This window comes from Providencia sp. PROV209 (assembly GCF_028479485.1).
GTDB classification, from domain to species: domain Bacteria; phylum Pseudomonadota; class Gammaproteobacteria; order Enterobacterales; family Enterobacteriaceae; genus Providencia; species Providencia alcalifaciens.
The window spans coordinates 171,047-185,839 of the sequence record NZ_JAMPNR010000015.1 but is presented as its reverse complement, the minus strand read 5'-3'; the positions used below and the strand labels follow the sequence as shown (position 1 = coordinate 185,839).

The 14,793-nt window shown below is 39.4% G+C and carries 14 protein-coding genes; 9 read left to right on the top strand and 5 right to left on the bottom strand.

Annotated features, from left to right (window positions below):
• Positions 1–77: 77 nt before the first annotated feature.
• Positions 78–1,289, top strand: a complete 1,212-nt coding sequence (locus PR795_RS11905) for an ROK family protein (RefSeq protein ID WP_181480865.1) — start codon at positions 78–80, stop codon at positions 1,287–1,289.
• A 141-nt stretch (positions 1,290–1,430) separates the two neighbouring features.
• On the top strand, positions 1,431–2,108 hold the full coding sequence (gene bioD, locus PR795_RS11900) for a dethiobiotin synthase (protein WP_006659791.1): 678 nt from the start codon (positions 1,431–1,433) through the stop codon (positions 2,106–2,108).
• 69 nt (positions 2,109–2,177) lie between these two features.
• Here the strand turns inward: bioD and PR795_RS11895 are convergent, their stop codons facing one another.
• Positions 2,178–2,549, bottom strand: coding sequence for a DUF1283 family protein (locus tag PR795_RS11895; protein ID WP_006659792.1), 372 nt, complete (start codon positions 2,547–2,549; stop codon positions 2,178–2,180).
• 90 nt (positions 2,550–2,639) lie between these two features.
• On the bottom strand, positions 2,640–3,386 hold the full coding sequence (gene ydfG / locus PR795_RS11890) for a bifunctional NADP-dependent 3-hydroxy acid dehydrogenase/3-hydroxypropionate dehydrogenase YdfG (protein WP_006659793.1): 747 nt from the start codon (positions 3,384–3,386) through the stop codon (positions 2,640–2,642).
• 168 nt (positions 3,387–3,554) lie between these two features.
• On the opposite strand from ydfG, the gene PR795_RS11885 reads away from it, so the two are divergent.
• The gene (locus PR795_RS11885; protein WP_181480864.1) at positions 3,555–4,538 is read left to right on the top strand and encodes an SGNH/GDSL hydrolase family protein; all 984 of its coding nucleotides are present in this window, start codon (positions 3,555–3,557) and stop codon (positions 4,536–4,538) included.
• Positions 4,539–4,650: 112 nt separating this feature from the next.
• On the opposite strand, the gene PR795_RS11880 is transcribed toward PR795_RS11885, so the two are convergent.
• Positions 4,651–6,276, bottom strand: coding sequence for a mucoidy inhibitor MuiA family protein (locus PR795_RS11880; protein ID WP_232373823.1), 1,626 nt, complete (start codon positions 6,274–6,276; stop codon positions 4,651–4,653).
• Between the two features lie 303 nt (positions 6,277–6,579).
• The gene (locus PR795_RS11875) at positions 6,580–7,701 is read right to left on the bottom strand and encodes a ribosomal protein uL16 3-hydroxylase (protein WP_181480862.1); all 1,122 of its coding nucleotides are present in this window, start codon (positions 7,699–7,701) and stop codon (positions 6,580–6,582) included.
• Positions 7,702–8,196: 495 nt separating this feature from the next.
• On the opposite strand from PR795_RS11875, the gene PR795_RS11870 reads away from it, so the two are divergent.
• The gene (locus PR795_RS11870) at positions 8,197–8,475 is read left to right on the top strand and encodes a VF530 family DNA-binding protein (protein ID WP_006659797.1); all 279 of its coding nucleotides are present in this window, start codon (positions 8,197–8,199) and stop codon (positions 8,473–8,475) included.
• Positions 8,476–8,502: 27 nt separating this feature from the next.
• On the opposite strand, the gene PR795_RS11865 is transcribed toward PR795_RS11870, so the two are convergent.
• The gene (locus PR795_RS11865; RefSeq protein WP_006659798.1) at positions 8,503–8,673 is read right to left on the bottom strand and encodes a hypothetical protein; all 171 of its coding nucleotides are present in this window, start codon (positions 8,671–8,673) and stop codon (positions 8,503–8,505) included.
• Between the two features lie 204 nt (positions 8,674–8,877).
• Here PR795_RS11865 and PR795_RS11860 point away from each other — a divergent pair, with 204 nt between their 5' ends.
• The 5 genes from PR795_RS11860 to PR795_RS11840 all read left to right on the top strand — a co-directional run bounded on the left by PR795_RS11860 (position 8,878) and on the right by PR795_RS11840 (position 14,785).
• Positions 8,878–9,240 carry a GNAT family N-acetyltransferase gene (locus tag PR795_RS11860; protein WP_232373821.1) on the top strand — a complete coding sequence of 121 codons (363 nt, stop codon included), beginning with the start codon at positions 8,878–8,880 and terminating at the stop codon, positions 9,238–9,240.
• On the top strand, positions 9,237–9,659 hold the full coding sequence (locus PR795_RS11855) for a MerR family transcriptional regulator (protein ID WP_006659800.1): 423 nt from the start codon (positions 9,237–9,239) through the stop codon (positions 9,657–9,659). Before PR795_RS11860 ends, PR795_RS11855 begins: the two co-directional genes overlap by 4 nt.
• Positions 9,660–9,746: 87 nt before the next feature.
• A complete protein-coding gene (locus PR795_RS11850; protein WP_181480860.1) occupies positions 9,747–10,928 on the top strand; it encodes an MFS transporter in 1,182 nt (393 codons plus the stop codon).
• A 322-nt stretch (positions 10,929–11,250) separates the two neighbouring features.
• Complete coding sequence (locus PR795_RS11845; RefSeq protein ID WP_181480859.1) at positions 11,251–12,378, top strand: LuxE/PaaK family acyltransferase; 1,128 nt, start codon at positions 11,251–11,253, stop codon at positions 12,376–12,378.
• 1 nt (position 12,379) lies between these two features.
• Positions 12,380–14,785, top strand: a complete 2,406-nt coding sequence (locus tag PR795_RS11840; RefSeq protein WP_181480858.1) for an acyl-CoA reductase — start codon at positions 12,380–12,382, stop codon at positions 14,783–14,785.
• The last annotated feature ends 8 nt before the right edge of the window (positions 14,786–14,793 follow it).

Here is a 14,793-nt window from a genome sequence, read left to right as displayed (position 1 = left end):
TTTATGTAAATGAAGCCTAATTTTCATTTATATAGGGCATAATCAATTATAATTTATAACGATTTCTGAGTGTTAAGATGACAAACCAAACGGGGAATACTGACCAAATCAAGCAATTGAATACTGGGCTTGTGTACCGAATTATTGCACAACATGGTCCTATTTCCCGTATTGCGCTATCAAAACAATCTCAACTAGCACCTGCAAGCATCACCAAAATCACGCGTGAATTGATGGATGCACATTTAATTCAAGAACGTGAGTTTCCCGTTTTAGGCTTAAGAGGTCGTCCCGCTGTTGGATTAGTGATAGAAAGTGAAGGCTGGCAATTTTTAGCCATTCGAATCGAAGATCAGCAGGCGATTATTTCGTTAAAAGAAATTAATACTAAAACATTGGCGGAGCAATGCTACCCCTTTGATGTAAAAGGTAACCAACAATTTAGTGATCGGTTATCGGAACTCATCAGCCTTTTTTTCGAAGAGAATCAAGCTTATTTAGAAAGAGTTACTGCGATCAGTATTTTACTGGATGGTATTCTAGATTCTTATTCAGGAGTTATCTATAAACTCGCGCATAGCGACGTTCATGAATTAGCCATTGGCGAAATATTGACAGAGAAAACAGGATTACCTGTCTACCTTTATCCACCAGTTAATGCTCTGGCCTTAGCTGACCATTTAAAATATTCTGAGACTCGAACATCCAAAAATATTATTTATCTACAAATTCAAGATGTCGTTAATATCGCAGTGATGAATCATGGTTATTCATTAGATGTCATGACTCGGCAGCCCAATTTATTTGCCCATACTCAAATTGACCTATCACAAACTCAATCCTGTTATTGTGGTGGTAAAGGCTGCTTAGAAACGCTGATTTCAATTCCAGCAATCATCCAGCAAGCAAAGGAATTACTTGCAGATTATCCTGAGTCAGTATTACATAAAGAAAATATTAGTATTAACACAATTAGCCAAGGCGCAGTAGAGAATGACCCATTATGTAAGTCATTACTTGATAATGCGGCTCAACGACTTGCTTATCCATTAGCAATGATAATTAATTTATGCGGTTCTGAATTAATTTTGATCAATTCGCCATTAAATGATGAACACCATTATTGGTTCACTCGGGTACAACACTTTGTTACGTTATACGGTAACCCACGCTATAGTTCAAAATTAATATTTGAAAAATCAGCCAGTTCAATTAAAGAGTGTGAAACTGCGCTAATCCAAAATGCGCTGTATAACGGCTCATTGTTGTTGCAATTACTGCAAGGCTAATACAATTTGATAAACTTCTCATTATCTTACACAAAATTGAGCTAACGCAAACTTATCATTTCCCCATTCCCATAAACTGAATTCATATCATTTTTATAGCATTTTGCTGATCACAGTCTGTCACTTCAGGATAGAACAACCATGAACAATCTATTTATTACCGGGACAGATACAGATGTCGGGAAGACGGTATCAACGCTAGCAATATTACAAGCACTGAATAATCAAGGTATTAAAGCCGTAGGATATAAACCTATTGCAGATCAATGTATCGATACACCGGAAGGAAAGCGCAATAAGGATGCACTTCTTATTCATCGTGTATCACAAGATCTTGTCTCATATGATGAAGTTAATCCTGTCAGACTGGGTGATAATTATAGCCATGAGAACAGTATCGATTTTACTAAAATCAATAAAGGGCTAGATCACCTCCATGAGCACAGTGATATGGTTGTCATCGAGGGGAACGGAGGTTGGCGCTATCTTCTTGATGATAATACTTTTTATGCCGATTGGTTAAAAAAACAATCCGTCGGTGTGATTTTAGTGGTTGGTATTCAACACGGGTGCGTCAATCATGCGTTATTAACGGCAGAAGCAATCCGTGCTGATGGATTACCTCTTGTTGGCTGGCTCGCAAATAGAATTAACCCAGGTCTAGCGCATTACGCCCAAATAATTCAGCGCGTGCAACAGCACATTAATGCACCATTATTGGGAGAGATCCCTTATTTGTTGCGCCCTGAAGAAAAAGAATTAGGGCACTATTTGGATGGGGAAAAACTGCAAGAATTTGTCTCCGTACCGGTTCTTTAAACTTTATTCTTCCTAATTAAAAGGGCGCAGATAGCGCCCTTTAATATGCTGATTGGAATATACTTTCTATTATGGATTGATAATCGGACGTCCTGAATTCACATCTAGACAACGCTGAGTATTGGGTTCCCAATAGGCATTAAGATTCAAGCTTTTCTCGCATTTATCTTTTGCATCGAATGCAGCATCAATTTTATCAAACTCTTTTTCAGTACGGCGGTTCACTTTAGAACGTAGCATTTTAGTTTCATCCCACTGTTCTTTATCTTGGCGCGCCTGTTCTTTATTCAACGGGTCATTACTACCATTACCAACAGAAACACAAGTGCTACCCGCAGCGCATGATGTATTTGCTGCTTGCGCCGCATTAACCCACATCAAAGGAAGGCAGAAGCAAATTGCAGCCAGACCATTTTTGATAAATTTTTGTGACGTGCTCATGTAATTTCCTTTTGTTTCAATACTCAATATATAACCAGAGTATAGCTAAAAAATAATAATGCCGTCTTTATAGAATAGTACGAAATTTTATTATTGTTTATGTACGGTTAAACCTGCAAATGTTTGGCACACGGGCATTAATTCCAATGTGTTTACATTCATATGAGCAGGCAGCGTCGCAACCCAATAAACTGTCTCGGCGATATCATCAGCGGTAAGGGCATCGGCGCCTTTATAGGTATTTGTGACTTTCTCGTCATCACCTTTAAAACGAACATTTGAAAACTCAGTTCCGCCCACTAATCCAGGTTCAATATCTGTCACTCGAATTTTTTTACCCACTAAATCTGCACGTAATCCTAAGGAGAATTGCTTCACAAATGCTTTAGTTGCACCGTATACATTACCGCCTTTATAGGGCCAAGATGCTGCGGTCGAACCAATATTAATAATATGTCCGTGGTTTTTTTCTACCATACCTTGCAAAACTTCATAAGTCATATTGACCAAACCTTTGGTGTTCGTATTGATCATGGTTTCCCAGTCATCAGGATTAGCATTAAATGCAGGTTCCAGACCCAATGCAAGCCCTGCATTGTTAACCAAAAGGTCGATATTTTTGAGATGAGTAGGGAGGTTTGCAATGGCGTATTGAATGGCTTTTCTATCTTGAACATCTAATGTTAATGGGTAAAACTTATCTCCCAATTCTTGATGTAAAGCATTCAATCTCTCGGTTCTACGTCCAGTGCCAATCACTGTGAAATTATGTTGAATAAATTTACGGGCGATGGCTTCACCAAACCCTGATGTTGCGCCAGTTACGAGAATAATCATTAGGTACCTCAGGTCGTTATCGTTGTTTATTTTGAGTCATTCTAACTTTATAGCTCAGGCTCTTCCCAGAACCTTACGCATACTAGAATACCATCTTTTTTTTAAAGAAGTAGTAGCTCTATGAATATAGGATTATCTGCAAATTTATTATACTTCAAGGAGTTGGTTATGGCTGAAATTAATGCTTCACAATATTTTATTAACCCTAGAAATGGCATGAATCCTAAATCATATATTGGTGTTGAGTATGGTTTATATAAGTATCATTTTGATAAGGATTATTATGATACCCTGTTGAATAATCATATCGATAATGTTCATAACACCCATCAAAAATTAGAGACAATCCATGGTTTAAAAGTTTTTGGTGATAGCCTATCCGATACTGGCAATATGTATGAAAAATCCTACAGAACATTTCCCTCCACTGATCAGCATCACGAAGGGCGCTTTACCAATGGGTTTACCTGGGTTGATAGTTTATCTCGACCAAATGGTCTATTTTCTTGCTGTGTAAATAAATCAGTGGGAGGTGCTGTTATAGGAAATTACAAATTGAAAGATGGATTAAAATCATCATTGATGTCTAGCCTTAAGAAACAAATTTCTGAGACTGAGATTAATAGTGATGATTTAGCCATTGTCTTTGCTGGCGCTAACGATTATATGACGCTACATAAATATAACACAGAAAAAGTCGTGGCAGATCAACGGGAAAACATTAAAACTTTAATAAGAAAAGGAGCTAAAAATATTGTAGTCGTTGGTACTCCAGATATGTCATCAACCCCTGCAGCAGCACGGCGTTCTCACCAACGACAAACTGAATTAGCAGTACTAACAGATACTCATAATGCTAGAACGAAATTGATGATTGAAAAACTAAATTCTCGCAATAAAAACAGCGATATTCGCATTCATTACTTTGATATTGGTGAAAAGATGAAAGTCATCATAAATGAAGCTAATCAAATTTCTGATTACAACACCAAAGAAAGCTTCTATAAGAAATGGTATATCAAACTATTTAAAAATAAAAAAATGGTAATTAATCATAAATATATTTTTAATGACAAAGTACATCCCTCACAAGAAGTACAATTTATTCTTGCTTATGAAATGGAAAAATTTATCAAATCAACGTTTGCATAAGCGATAGAAAATGAACACCAAGGAAGGGAGCACCATTTTTACACTTACGTTAAGCGGCATAATATTGAGTTGAATAAGCAAAGTGCTATATACACCTTGCTTATTCCGTTAACTACAGCCCATTAATTTGCTTATTTTTAGGGTACTTCAGTGTGTAACTTAATGGTAATTCAACAGCTTCTTGAGGTTTAAGCGTTAAATCCCACTCAATTTTGTTTTCTTTCTCATCCAATTTTCCGCCTGTGAATTCAGGATTAAGTACCTTAATATCTGTATCGCGGCTGATAGGCAATTGGTCATAAACAGACAATTTAATGTCATTATTCCGTGTGTTACGTACTTTAATTAAGAAACTTTCTTTTTGTTCAACGCTAGACCCCATAAATGAGGGCTTGCTACGTACACTGGCATTGTTGACTCGAGAAATTTGAATATTATCATCCACGCCAAATGGAATATCCAATGTCTCAGTTAATTGATTGGAATTGACATAAAAATTCCCCACATAGCTATTCATAAAATAGATATTGGCGGGACCATTAAGTAAATTCAGCCTATCCCAATCATCAATCTGCCCCTGCAAATAGACCTCTTCAGCAATTTTAGGTGTGGACGTATAACGATACTTTGCATCCACATCCGCTTGTTTGATGGTAATGGATTTTGCTTTAGGCGTAGAGGCTAGGCTGAATGGCAATGCAATGTCATAGCTAAGATTGACGCCATTAGTATTTGTCGAGACGTAGTTTGCCATACCAGGGCTGCGTTTTTTTACTGCGGAAATTTCATCAACGGGGGCTGCGGGCATCGCCATATCCATGGAGGCTGACATTTTGTTATTCGCATAGCTTTGATTGTATTCATCATAGATAGACAATAGCCACGGCGTTAAAAATGGCGGGGTGATATTGCGAGTTGGGTTTGCAGAGGAAAGGGTGAGTTTTACCTTATCCCAATCCAGTCCCGTATTTTGGATAACGTCAGCTTTGTAAGTAATATTAATTGGTTTATCAATACTTTTTGCACGAATATCGTAACTCGGTGACCAGCCAGCATCAGGAGTCACGTACGACACTTGCATGTTGCTGGTCAGGTTCTTGGGCGTTTCGATATTCAGCACAATTTGAGTTTGCTCGCCAATATTACTGGGAATATTCTCCTCAAATTGAGTTTGTAAGAGTCCTTGTTTTTCTGTCAATGCTTCAATCTGTTGTTGATATGCTAGGTTTTCCCCCAAGATAGTGGACATCTGTTTACGGATAAATTCCAGCTTAGAGGCGGATTGTTCGAGGGATAGTGCCGTCGTTTCCCCAAAAAAACGTTGGTCTTTTAGTAAGGCAAGTTGATTATCGCCTACTTTTATCTTGATATTGAGTTCCGCTATTTGTGTTGTTATTGCCTCTATTTGTGCTTTTAAGTTTGCCGCTTCTCCCGAATAAACTGGATCTACCGCCACGGTTTGCACATCAATAGAACGAATTAAAACATCATCATTATCTAAGCTAATTGAGAGACTTTTTTGGTCAATATGGTCCGCAACATGTGTAAAAATGATCTGACTTTCACCTTGTGGCAAATTTACGGTTGCACTATTTGTTAACTCTGCACCACGTAAAAAGACAGTAGCTTGATTTAATTTAAGGGGATGAAGGACAGGCGTAGATTCAGCAAATGCTTGCCATGACGCTAACGCCGAAACGAATAAAATCCCTTTAGTGAATTTATGTATGACAAACATGCGAATACCCCATGACTTAAATAAATATATTTTATAAATCATATTGGATTTTGATTCGCGGAGATAACAGAATAAGCCTAAAGTACAGTGATTATCCTAACCGTTATTCGTAACGGACCTTTTTGAAATGATTTTTAACTTCAAGGGTTTACTTAAAAAAAAGGGGAGATAGTAGGGTTGTCAACATATTAAAATGTCATTCGGTTCAATTATACGAAAGATGTAGCAGCAACTTTTGGTAACCGAGTGACTTGAGATAGAACCCCCGTCAACAGGTGTTCTATCTTGTCAGTCTGATGCCACTTATTCGTCGAAATACCAATATCCCTGATTGATAAATTCTGTTAACTCCGCAACAAAAATTGGGTTCTCCAGTGCTTCACCGAGTTCATTTATTCCGGCTTCTGTAAACTGGCACAATGCGTCGGCAGCCTTTATTTCTGTGGTATTCCAACCTTCTGAATTAACGAAGAAATGATCTCCGATTCTCATAACACGTAGCCCGCTCAGTCGTATCAGTTTTTCACCGGCATTTAGAGCGCTCAGTACTTCTTCCGGCTGATACACCGGTTCAACAGGCGCAATATCCAGTTCATGGCGTGGAGTGGTTGCAAAACGACCTAACCATTGTTCAAAATCACCAGGCTTGCTGATCATTTCAATCATCATAGCTCGTAGGCGTTCCACCTCATGAATCTCCATGGTTCCCGCATTTTTGGTCACTTTCAGGTCAGGGTCGCCATAATTTATCCCACCCAGATCCTGTTCTAGCGCATAGTCTGCAAAACTGCTCAGCAGATCGCGTCCGGTCGGACCGCGAAAGCCGACAGAATAGTTCATGGTATCTTCAAAGGTGAAACCATCGTGAGGAAATCCAGGCGGGATGTACAGAATATCTCCCGGTACCATTTCCACGTCAATAATCGGTTCAAATGGCTCGACATGCAATAATGCCGGATGTGCGCAGAACTGACGCATGGGAAGGGCGTCACCCACGCGCCAACGGCGACGTCCCATTCCTTGGATGATGAATACATCATAATTATCAATGTGCGGTCCAACACCACCGCCAGGCACCGAATAAGAAATCATCAAATCATCTAGACGCCACTCAGGTAGTACCCGAAACGGTTTGACCAGCTCAGCGGCCGGTATATGCCAATGGTTAACAGCTTGCACTAGCAGTGACCATCCTTTTTCGCCTAGTTCGCTGTAGTCCTCAAACGGACCGTGACTCGCTTCCCATTTATTGTCAATAAAGCTGACTAGGCGGCTGTCAACTTCCGGTTCCATCGCCAAACCAGCGAGTTCATCCGGAGTGATCGGGTCGACAAAATCAGGAAATGCATTTTTCAATACAACGGGTTTTTTCTGCCAGTATTTTTCTAAAAATTCAGGCCAGTTAAGATTTAGTTTGTTAACCATGTGACCACATCTATATGAGTAAATAAGCCTGTCATTATAGAAGTAATACACTGTCATATTTTTGTTTGGCATCAAACGTCGGTTAATAACTTTTGAGGGAATATCTGAAGCATGAGAACTAACAGATGCCATCAGTAGATTGTAGGAATCACTTCAAAACAAAAGATTTATAAGGTCGAGCTGAGTTTATAGCTGAAAAAGAACCAACACGATTAACCAGCCAGAACACTGGATTTCTTTATTTCATACATAGATTCGCATAATGCATATTATGTTAAATAGAATGAATGGACTTAAATATCGATGCCTGAGAACATATTATGGTGCACCCCTTTCTTTTATCTCCCATGATCTAAAAGTCCAAACACCTGATAGTCAACTTTGTATAAGCTGACTTTTATTTCATGACCAATCTTGTATCGATTGCCTCTATCTTTTATTTCTTGTAATCTTCGCAAACTTTAAAAATATGAAGCATCCGTTAAGGTAATAAAAATGAATGAGCGCCTTTCTAAAGATCCCTTGCATGGAATTACACTTGAAATGCAAGTAACCGCATTGGTAAACCACTATGGATGGTCACAACTAGGTCGTATTATCAAAATTAATTGTTTCAACAAAGACCCGAGTATTAAATCCAGTTTAAAGTTCCTTCGTAGAACGCCGTGGGCACGGACTGAAGTTGAAGCTCTCTATCTTGATATGCTAGAAGATGATTCTATTGAAGAAGCTCAATTGCCTTCCACTGATCCATGGGAAAATCACCGCAAATAGCCGTAGAGATCCCAATGTGTTGACAGCTTAATTATGTCTAACGTCACGCTCACCTATAATTTTAACTAAACGTAATAAATAACCGTCAGGATCTTGTACTAAAAATTGAATTTGCCCATGCTCAATATCATCCGCTTGGTACCAAACCTCTTGTGGCTCAGAAAATAGTGATATATTTGCTTCTTTTAATGATGCCAAAATGGGTTCAATTTCATCGACTTCAATTTGAAAATTAATACCTCGACCAAATATTGATGCCCTATCCTATCCATTCCTGTACTTTAAAATAAGTAGCCTACCGTTAATGGACAACCTTTATTCATTGAGAGAAAAAGATATTTATGATTATTCGCTCCGCTTGTTTATCTGATGTCACCACATTAACTATGTCTTGATACCTGCGTGGTAACAGATCTTACGCGTGTTCAGCAAATTCAAAATTGGGTTGAAAATAAGCACTGTTATCTTGCCGAGGAAAACGGGGAGGTTTTAGGATATGGTGTATTGAATTACCACTTTTTTGGCTGTGGGTTTATTGAAATGATCATGGTTGGTAAACAATTTCGCCACCAAGGTATTGGCAATATGTTATTAAACGCCTTAAAGAACCATTGCCAACATCCTAAATTATTCACATCCACAAATCAATCGAACCTATTGATGCAACAGTTGCTATTAAAATCTGGCTTTATTCCTAGTGGACAAATTAATAATCTTGATGAAAATGATCCAGAACTCATCTTTTACATAAATAAAATATTATGAAAACACTCTCTATCAGCCAAGTCTCTGACCTTACAGGTCTCACTGCCGCTACGATCCGCTTCTATGAAAGTAAAGGTCTAATTAATCCTATCGGTCGTAAAGGGCTTACCCGAATGTATAGCCCTGACGTTCTTACTCACCTTTCATTGATTATTCTGGCAAAACAAGCACAGTTTTCATTAGATGAAATCGTTGGAATACTCGGTAAGCTTGCAGAAAAAGGCATTGAACGCCCTCTTCTTCGGTCAAAAATAGATGAAATTGATCAGAAAATTCAAGAGTTACAAAAACTCAAACAAGGATTAATACACGTTGAACAGTGTACAGCAGAGAATCACTTACAGTGCCCTAAATTCCAGAAAATTTTATCCGTAAGCTTAAAACACAATATCGCAAAGCTGACTAAAAACACCCCTTGACTTAAAGTTAACTTGAAGTTGTATCATCCGGCATATTCATTTTTACCCTCTACTTTGACTTGTTTTAATAAACAGTAAGGAATGATTATGCCTCGTTCTGTTTTTTGGCTTGCTGCCGCTTTGGCGCTATTTACGACAGGAAATGCACTGGTATTATCTGTCGCCGTTTTAGTCGGTTCACAACTTTCTGCCGACCCTGCCTACGCGACAGTCCCGCTTCTCGCACAATATATTGGACTAATTCTTACCTCCGTTCCCATGGCACACTTTATGATGCGATTTGGTCGGCGGTCAGGATTTATTCTTGGAAATATGGGGGGATTAGCTGGCGCATTATTTGCCATTATTGGTGTTTATACGCAAAGTTTACTGCTTTTCTCTATTGGCACATTTTTTACCGGTATTGCTATCGGTACAGCTCAGCAATACCGATTTGTCGCATTAGAAGAAACGCCTATTTCATTACGTTCAAAAGCCATTGGCTTAACCATGAGTGGTGGAATTATCGCTGTATTAATTGGTCCATCACTTGCCGTTTCAACTCGAACAATAATCGCCAATTACCCATTTATGGGCACTTTTGGTGCCCTGTCCATTATCTATATTCTTGCATTTATTCTGTTACTATTTTTACCGTTAAAACCGCACCAAGTTCAAATAAAAACAGAGTATACCTTGGTACATCGCTCATATCTGCAGCTATATTCTCAACCACTATTACGGTTAATTGCTGTAGTCAGTGCCATGGGTTATGCCTTAGTCGTATATATGGTCGGAACATTTCCATTGGCAATGAAAGCTCAAGGATTTGATTTCGCGGCTATCACCTTTGTATTTCAGTGTCATATATTAGGTATGTTTGCCCCTTCATTTTTTACAGGGCAGCTTATTAGTTGTTTTGGTGTAAAAACCTTCGTTTGGTTGGGAGCAATGTGTTTAGTCATTGCCAATATTATTGGTTTCACTGGCTCTAGTTACGCACATTTTTTATTCACAATGACGCTGGTAGGATTAGCCTGGAACTTTATTTTAATCAGCACTACGCATTTATTACCAAAAACTTACCATGAGCATGAAAGAGCCAAAGTTCAGGGTGCAACAGATTTCCTGATTTTTGGTTTTGGCGCTTTTGGTAGTCTAATTGCAGGATTTGCTTTTTATTTTATGGGATGGGACTTCGTTAATATCATGGGATTAGCTATAGGAGTTGGCATTATTATAGCGATGGGATTATTACGAAACAGCCTGAATGAAAAATCGTTCAATTAACCATCATTAATTAATGGCAGTCATATTCTATTTTTGACCGCCATTACAATGATAGCTCACCAACAATATCTTCCTTTTAACCGTAGCCCCCTCCTGCATAACTCGCTTATTTTGCTGTTACTGTCTAACAATCTTAATAATTTTGTTTTTTTTCCATCCGTTTATCATCCTCTAATGGTATTAGGCAGCTATTGTAATGTTGACATACCTCACGCACTAATATCATTAATTAATTGAAATATAAAAGAATAATGAAAAACATCCTAAACTGGATACTTTCTGAGTATTCCTTGGATGTAACGATTTTTAAAGGAAATATCTCATGATATCAGTCCCTGCTGTGGACGAGTTATGTAAACTACAGCACCCTTATCATTGTACAGCGGCAAGTGAATTATTGTTCAACAACGCGATGCGAGAACTCACTGCTTTTCATGTCAAAAACACACCCAAATATGCGCAATGGTTAATTCATCATCATATTGACCCTGAATCTCCACAGCTCAGCTCATGGAGTGATTTACCCCCAATCTTTGCTAACTATTTCAAATATAACCTTTTACTCAGTCATACGGGTCATAACGCACTGGAGCTAACATCTTCAGGCACGATGGGGCAAAAAAGTCGTATGCGTTTTGATGAACGTAGTATTAAATCTCTACAAGGTATGTTAGACCACATATTTCAATATTATGAATGGGTTACCCCAGAAACACCGTGTAATTATCTTTTGCTCAGTTACGAGCCTATTGATGCCATCACACTAGGCACAGCCTATACCGATCAATTTTTATGCAAGTACGCACCAATCAAACAGGTTGTTTATGCTTTGCGTCATACAGGAAAAGGTTATGAATTTGATCCATTTGGGGTAATTCAAGCACTGCAGCACTTTGCTCTCGATGATGCCCCCGTACGTATCTTTGGCTTTCCTGCTTTTATCTGGTTTGTGCTTGAAATGATGAAAGAAATGAATTTACCACCGCTTGCTTTACCTGCTAATTCACTAACACTTTTCAGCGGTGGTTGGAAAACATATGCAGACCAAGAAATACCGAAAACCATACTCTATAAAAGGCTTCAAGAGCAATTCGGGATCATTGATGAACGTTGTCGAGATGGTTATGGTGCCATTGAACATGGCGTTCCTTATATTGAATGTATTCATCACAATTTCCATATTCCGGTATACGCCAAAGCGTGGGTCCGCGATACCTATTCCTTTGAAATTAAAGGATATGGAGAAAGTGGCTTTTTACACTTTGTGTCTCCATATATCACCTCTTGCCCAGCACATAGCATCGTAATGAGTGATTTAGCCATCCTCCATCAAGCCGCTGAGTGTGGATGCGGCATACAAACGGATTGGTTCCAACTGATTGGGCGTGCAACTCAACATGAAACACGAAGTTGTGCATTAGCCGCTTCAGAGTTACTGCAAGGAAAATAATATGTATTTCATTTATGGAAAATATTACCCTAGCTTTAATCCCGAGCAGTCCCTTAACATATTGACTGATATGTTACCTATCACGTTGGGGCAACTTTTACCTCTCGATGCCCTATTGGCTTGTGCTGAACGTTTTATCACTCGATTAGAAGAGCGCTCTTTTTTGCCTCAAGTTGATGAAATACTTCGAAAAGAAATTAGGCAATTGTGCCATCCCCAAGCATTGCGCTTTAAACTCGAACATGAACTGGGGAACGACCCCTTTTCTTTACGACGTTTCCATTTATCTCAGCCTCAATTTGAAAGTTGGCGTCCCCTTGGCGTAGTGCTGCATATCACGCCAGCAAATGCCACATTACTTCCTTTTCTGGCAATAATAGAAAGTTTGTTAGTCGGTAATATTAACTGGCTGAGAACAAGTACAAGTGAACAAGGTGTGACGTTTACATTGTTACAGGCATTTCTTGAATGTGATGAAACCCATACGCTGGCGAACTATATTGCCATTTTACCCATCGCAATAAATAGTCTTCCCCTCTTGATGAAACATGTTGATGGCGTTTCAGCATGGGGAGGCGATAACACACTAACAACTATCAGAAATCAGCTTTCACCTAATTGTCGTTGGATCCCCTGGGGGCATAAAATCAGCTTTGCTTGGATAACGCAAAATACCATTAACGATAAACAGCTAGATGAACTGGCAGATGAAGTTTGCCGATTCAATCAACAGGCATGCTCAAGTCCACAAATTATCTTTGTCGATACCGAATCCTTGCCAGCGCTTATCAAAATGGGTCACCATCTTGCACAAGCAATGCATCGACGTTGTCATCATTGGCTCTTTCAGCAACCAGATGCAAAATCTGCAGCGGACATTACCGCCACAAACGCTTTTAACGAATTAGACCGTGTTTTTACTGATGCGCAAAACCGATGCTGGAAAGGTGATAACTGGCGTATCTGGCTAAAAAATACGGTTGAATTTGAACCATCCCCGCTATATAGAACACTTTTATTGCGCCCATTGCCTCGCCATAAACTGATTGAAACTTTACGTCCATGGCGTGCTTACTTGCAAACCTGTGCGCTCATCGCGACAACAAATGAAACGGCAAGTCTGAGCCAGCTATTATTGACTGCTGGAGTTAATCGCATTACAACACCAGCAAGTATGCATTCAGGATATAACGGGGAGCCGCACGATGGTGTTTTTGCATTAAACCAACTGGTTAGACGGGTTAGCGTAACCCTTGATGCAAAGAATTTATCAGGTTTAGCCACGCTCAATCTCCCTCCACAAGCGCCCAGTTTACTCATCGAACAACCCATTATGGATAAATCGTTATTCACTGAAAACGCGATTCAACCTAGTGCAAAATTATTTTTCCGCAGTGGGGGTAGCTGTGGTACGCCTAAGCTATCAGGCTTTACTTATCGTGATTACCACCTTCAAATGCAAGCTGCTGCGGATGGGATATACGCTGCGGGTCTCGACCCTGTGAATGACAAGGTGCTGAATTTGATGTTTTCCGGAAATTTATATGGTGGATTACTCAGTTTTTTCACCATCCTTGATAAAGCCGATGTGATGCATCTTCCAATGGGAGGACCGAAAAATACCAACTATGACGAAATTGTCAAAATGATCGAGAGCCAGCAAGTCAATACTCTCCTCGGTATGCCAAGCACCCTTTCCTCGTTATTCCAGCAACAAGAATCTCGGCTACGTCGTTATGGCGGCATTCGTAAATTATTGACTGGAGGTGAGTCAATGAGCCATGCCCAGCGAGAATTTTTGCATAGCTTTAATATCGAAATCATCCGTTCTGTACTATATGGCTCCATAGATGCAGGTACTCTGGGTCATTCCTGTAAAGCAAGTAGAGATGGCGTATTTCATTTAATGGCAGATATCCAGTGGCTAGAGATTGTCGAGATTCAGAACGATACTCCCGTTAAATTTGGTGAAATAGGTCGTTTACTCTTTACCTCCAGAAACCGTGAAGGTCATCGGGTTATTCGCTACGATATTGGCGATCTTGGGCGTTGGGTTAAAGGTCCTTGTGCATGCGGTGCCCTCACTCCACGCTTTGAATTACTGGGACGTCATGACAATCTAACACGTATTGGGACAGCATTTATCCCTATGCAACAACTGGCTCTATTGGCAGAGGCTCCCGTACAATTCATTTTAGATCACAATCCTCATAGCCGATCAGAACGGATACGTATTTTGACGGACGGTGATGCAACCGAAGTTAAGAATCGTGTCAAAAGTTATCCTCTACTATTAATGATACTCGATGCTGCTTTACTTGAAATTGAAGTAATAAGCCGCCCATTAATTGAGTTTGAGCGTCATCCTCATAGTGGAAAAACACCATTAGTCATAGATAAACGTTAAGCATTCCC

Bases quoted from the DNA above. Each gene is read 5' to 3' on its own strand.
- PR795_RS11855 (WP_006659800.1), top strand. From the start codon at position 9,237: ATGAAAACACTCTCTATCAGCCAAGTCTCTGACCTTACAGGTCTCACT.
- PR795_RS11880 (WP_232373823.1), bottom strand. From the start codon at position 6,276: ATGTTTGTCATACATAAATTCACTAAAGGGATTTTATTCGTTTCGGCG.
- bioD (WP_006659791.1), top strand. From the start codon at position 1,431: ATGAACAATCTATTTATTACCGGGACAGATACAGATGTCGGGAAGACG.
- PR795_RS11895 (WP_006659792.1), bottom strand. From the start codon at position 2,549: ATGAGCACGTCACAAAAATTTATCAAAAATGGTCTGGCTGCAATTTGC.
- PR795_RS11885 (WP_181480864.1), top strand. From the start codon at position 3,555: ATGGCTGAAATTAATGCTTCACAATATTTTATTAACCCTAGAAATGGC.
- PR795_RS11905 (WP_181480865.1), top strand. From the start codon at position 78: ATGACAAACCAAACGGGGAATACTGACCAAATCAAGCAATTGAATACT.
- ydfG (WP_006659793.1), bottom strand. From the start codon at position 3,386: ATGATTATTCTCGTAACTGGCGCAACATCAGGGTTTGGTGAAGCCATC.
- PR795_RS11840 (WP_181480858.1), top strand. From the start codon at position 12,380: ATGTATTTCATTTATGGAAAATATTACCCTAGCTTTAATCCCGAGCAG.
- PR795_RS11870 (WP_006659797.1), top strand. From the start codon at position 8,197: ATGAATGAGCGCCTTTCTAAAGATCCCTTGCATGGAATTACACTTGAA.
- PR795_RS11845 (WP_181480859.1), top strand. From the start codon at position 11,251: ATGATATCAGTCCCTGCTGTGGACGAGTTATGTAAACTACAGCACCCT.
- PR795_RS11850 (WP_181480860.1), top strand. From the start codon at position 9,747: ATGCCTCGTTCTGTTTTTTGGCTTGCTGCCGCTTTGGCGCTATTTACG.
- PR795_RS11875 (WP_181480862.1), bottom strand. From the start codon at position 7,701: ATGGTTAACAAACTAAATCTTAACTGGCCTGAATTTTTAGAAAAATAC.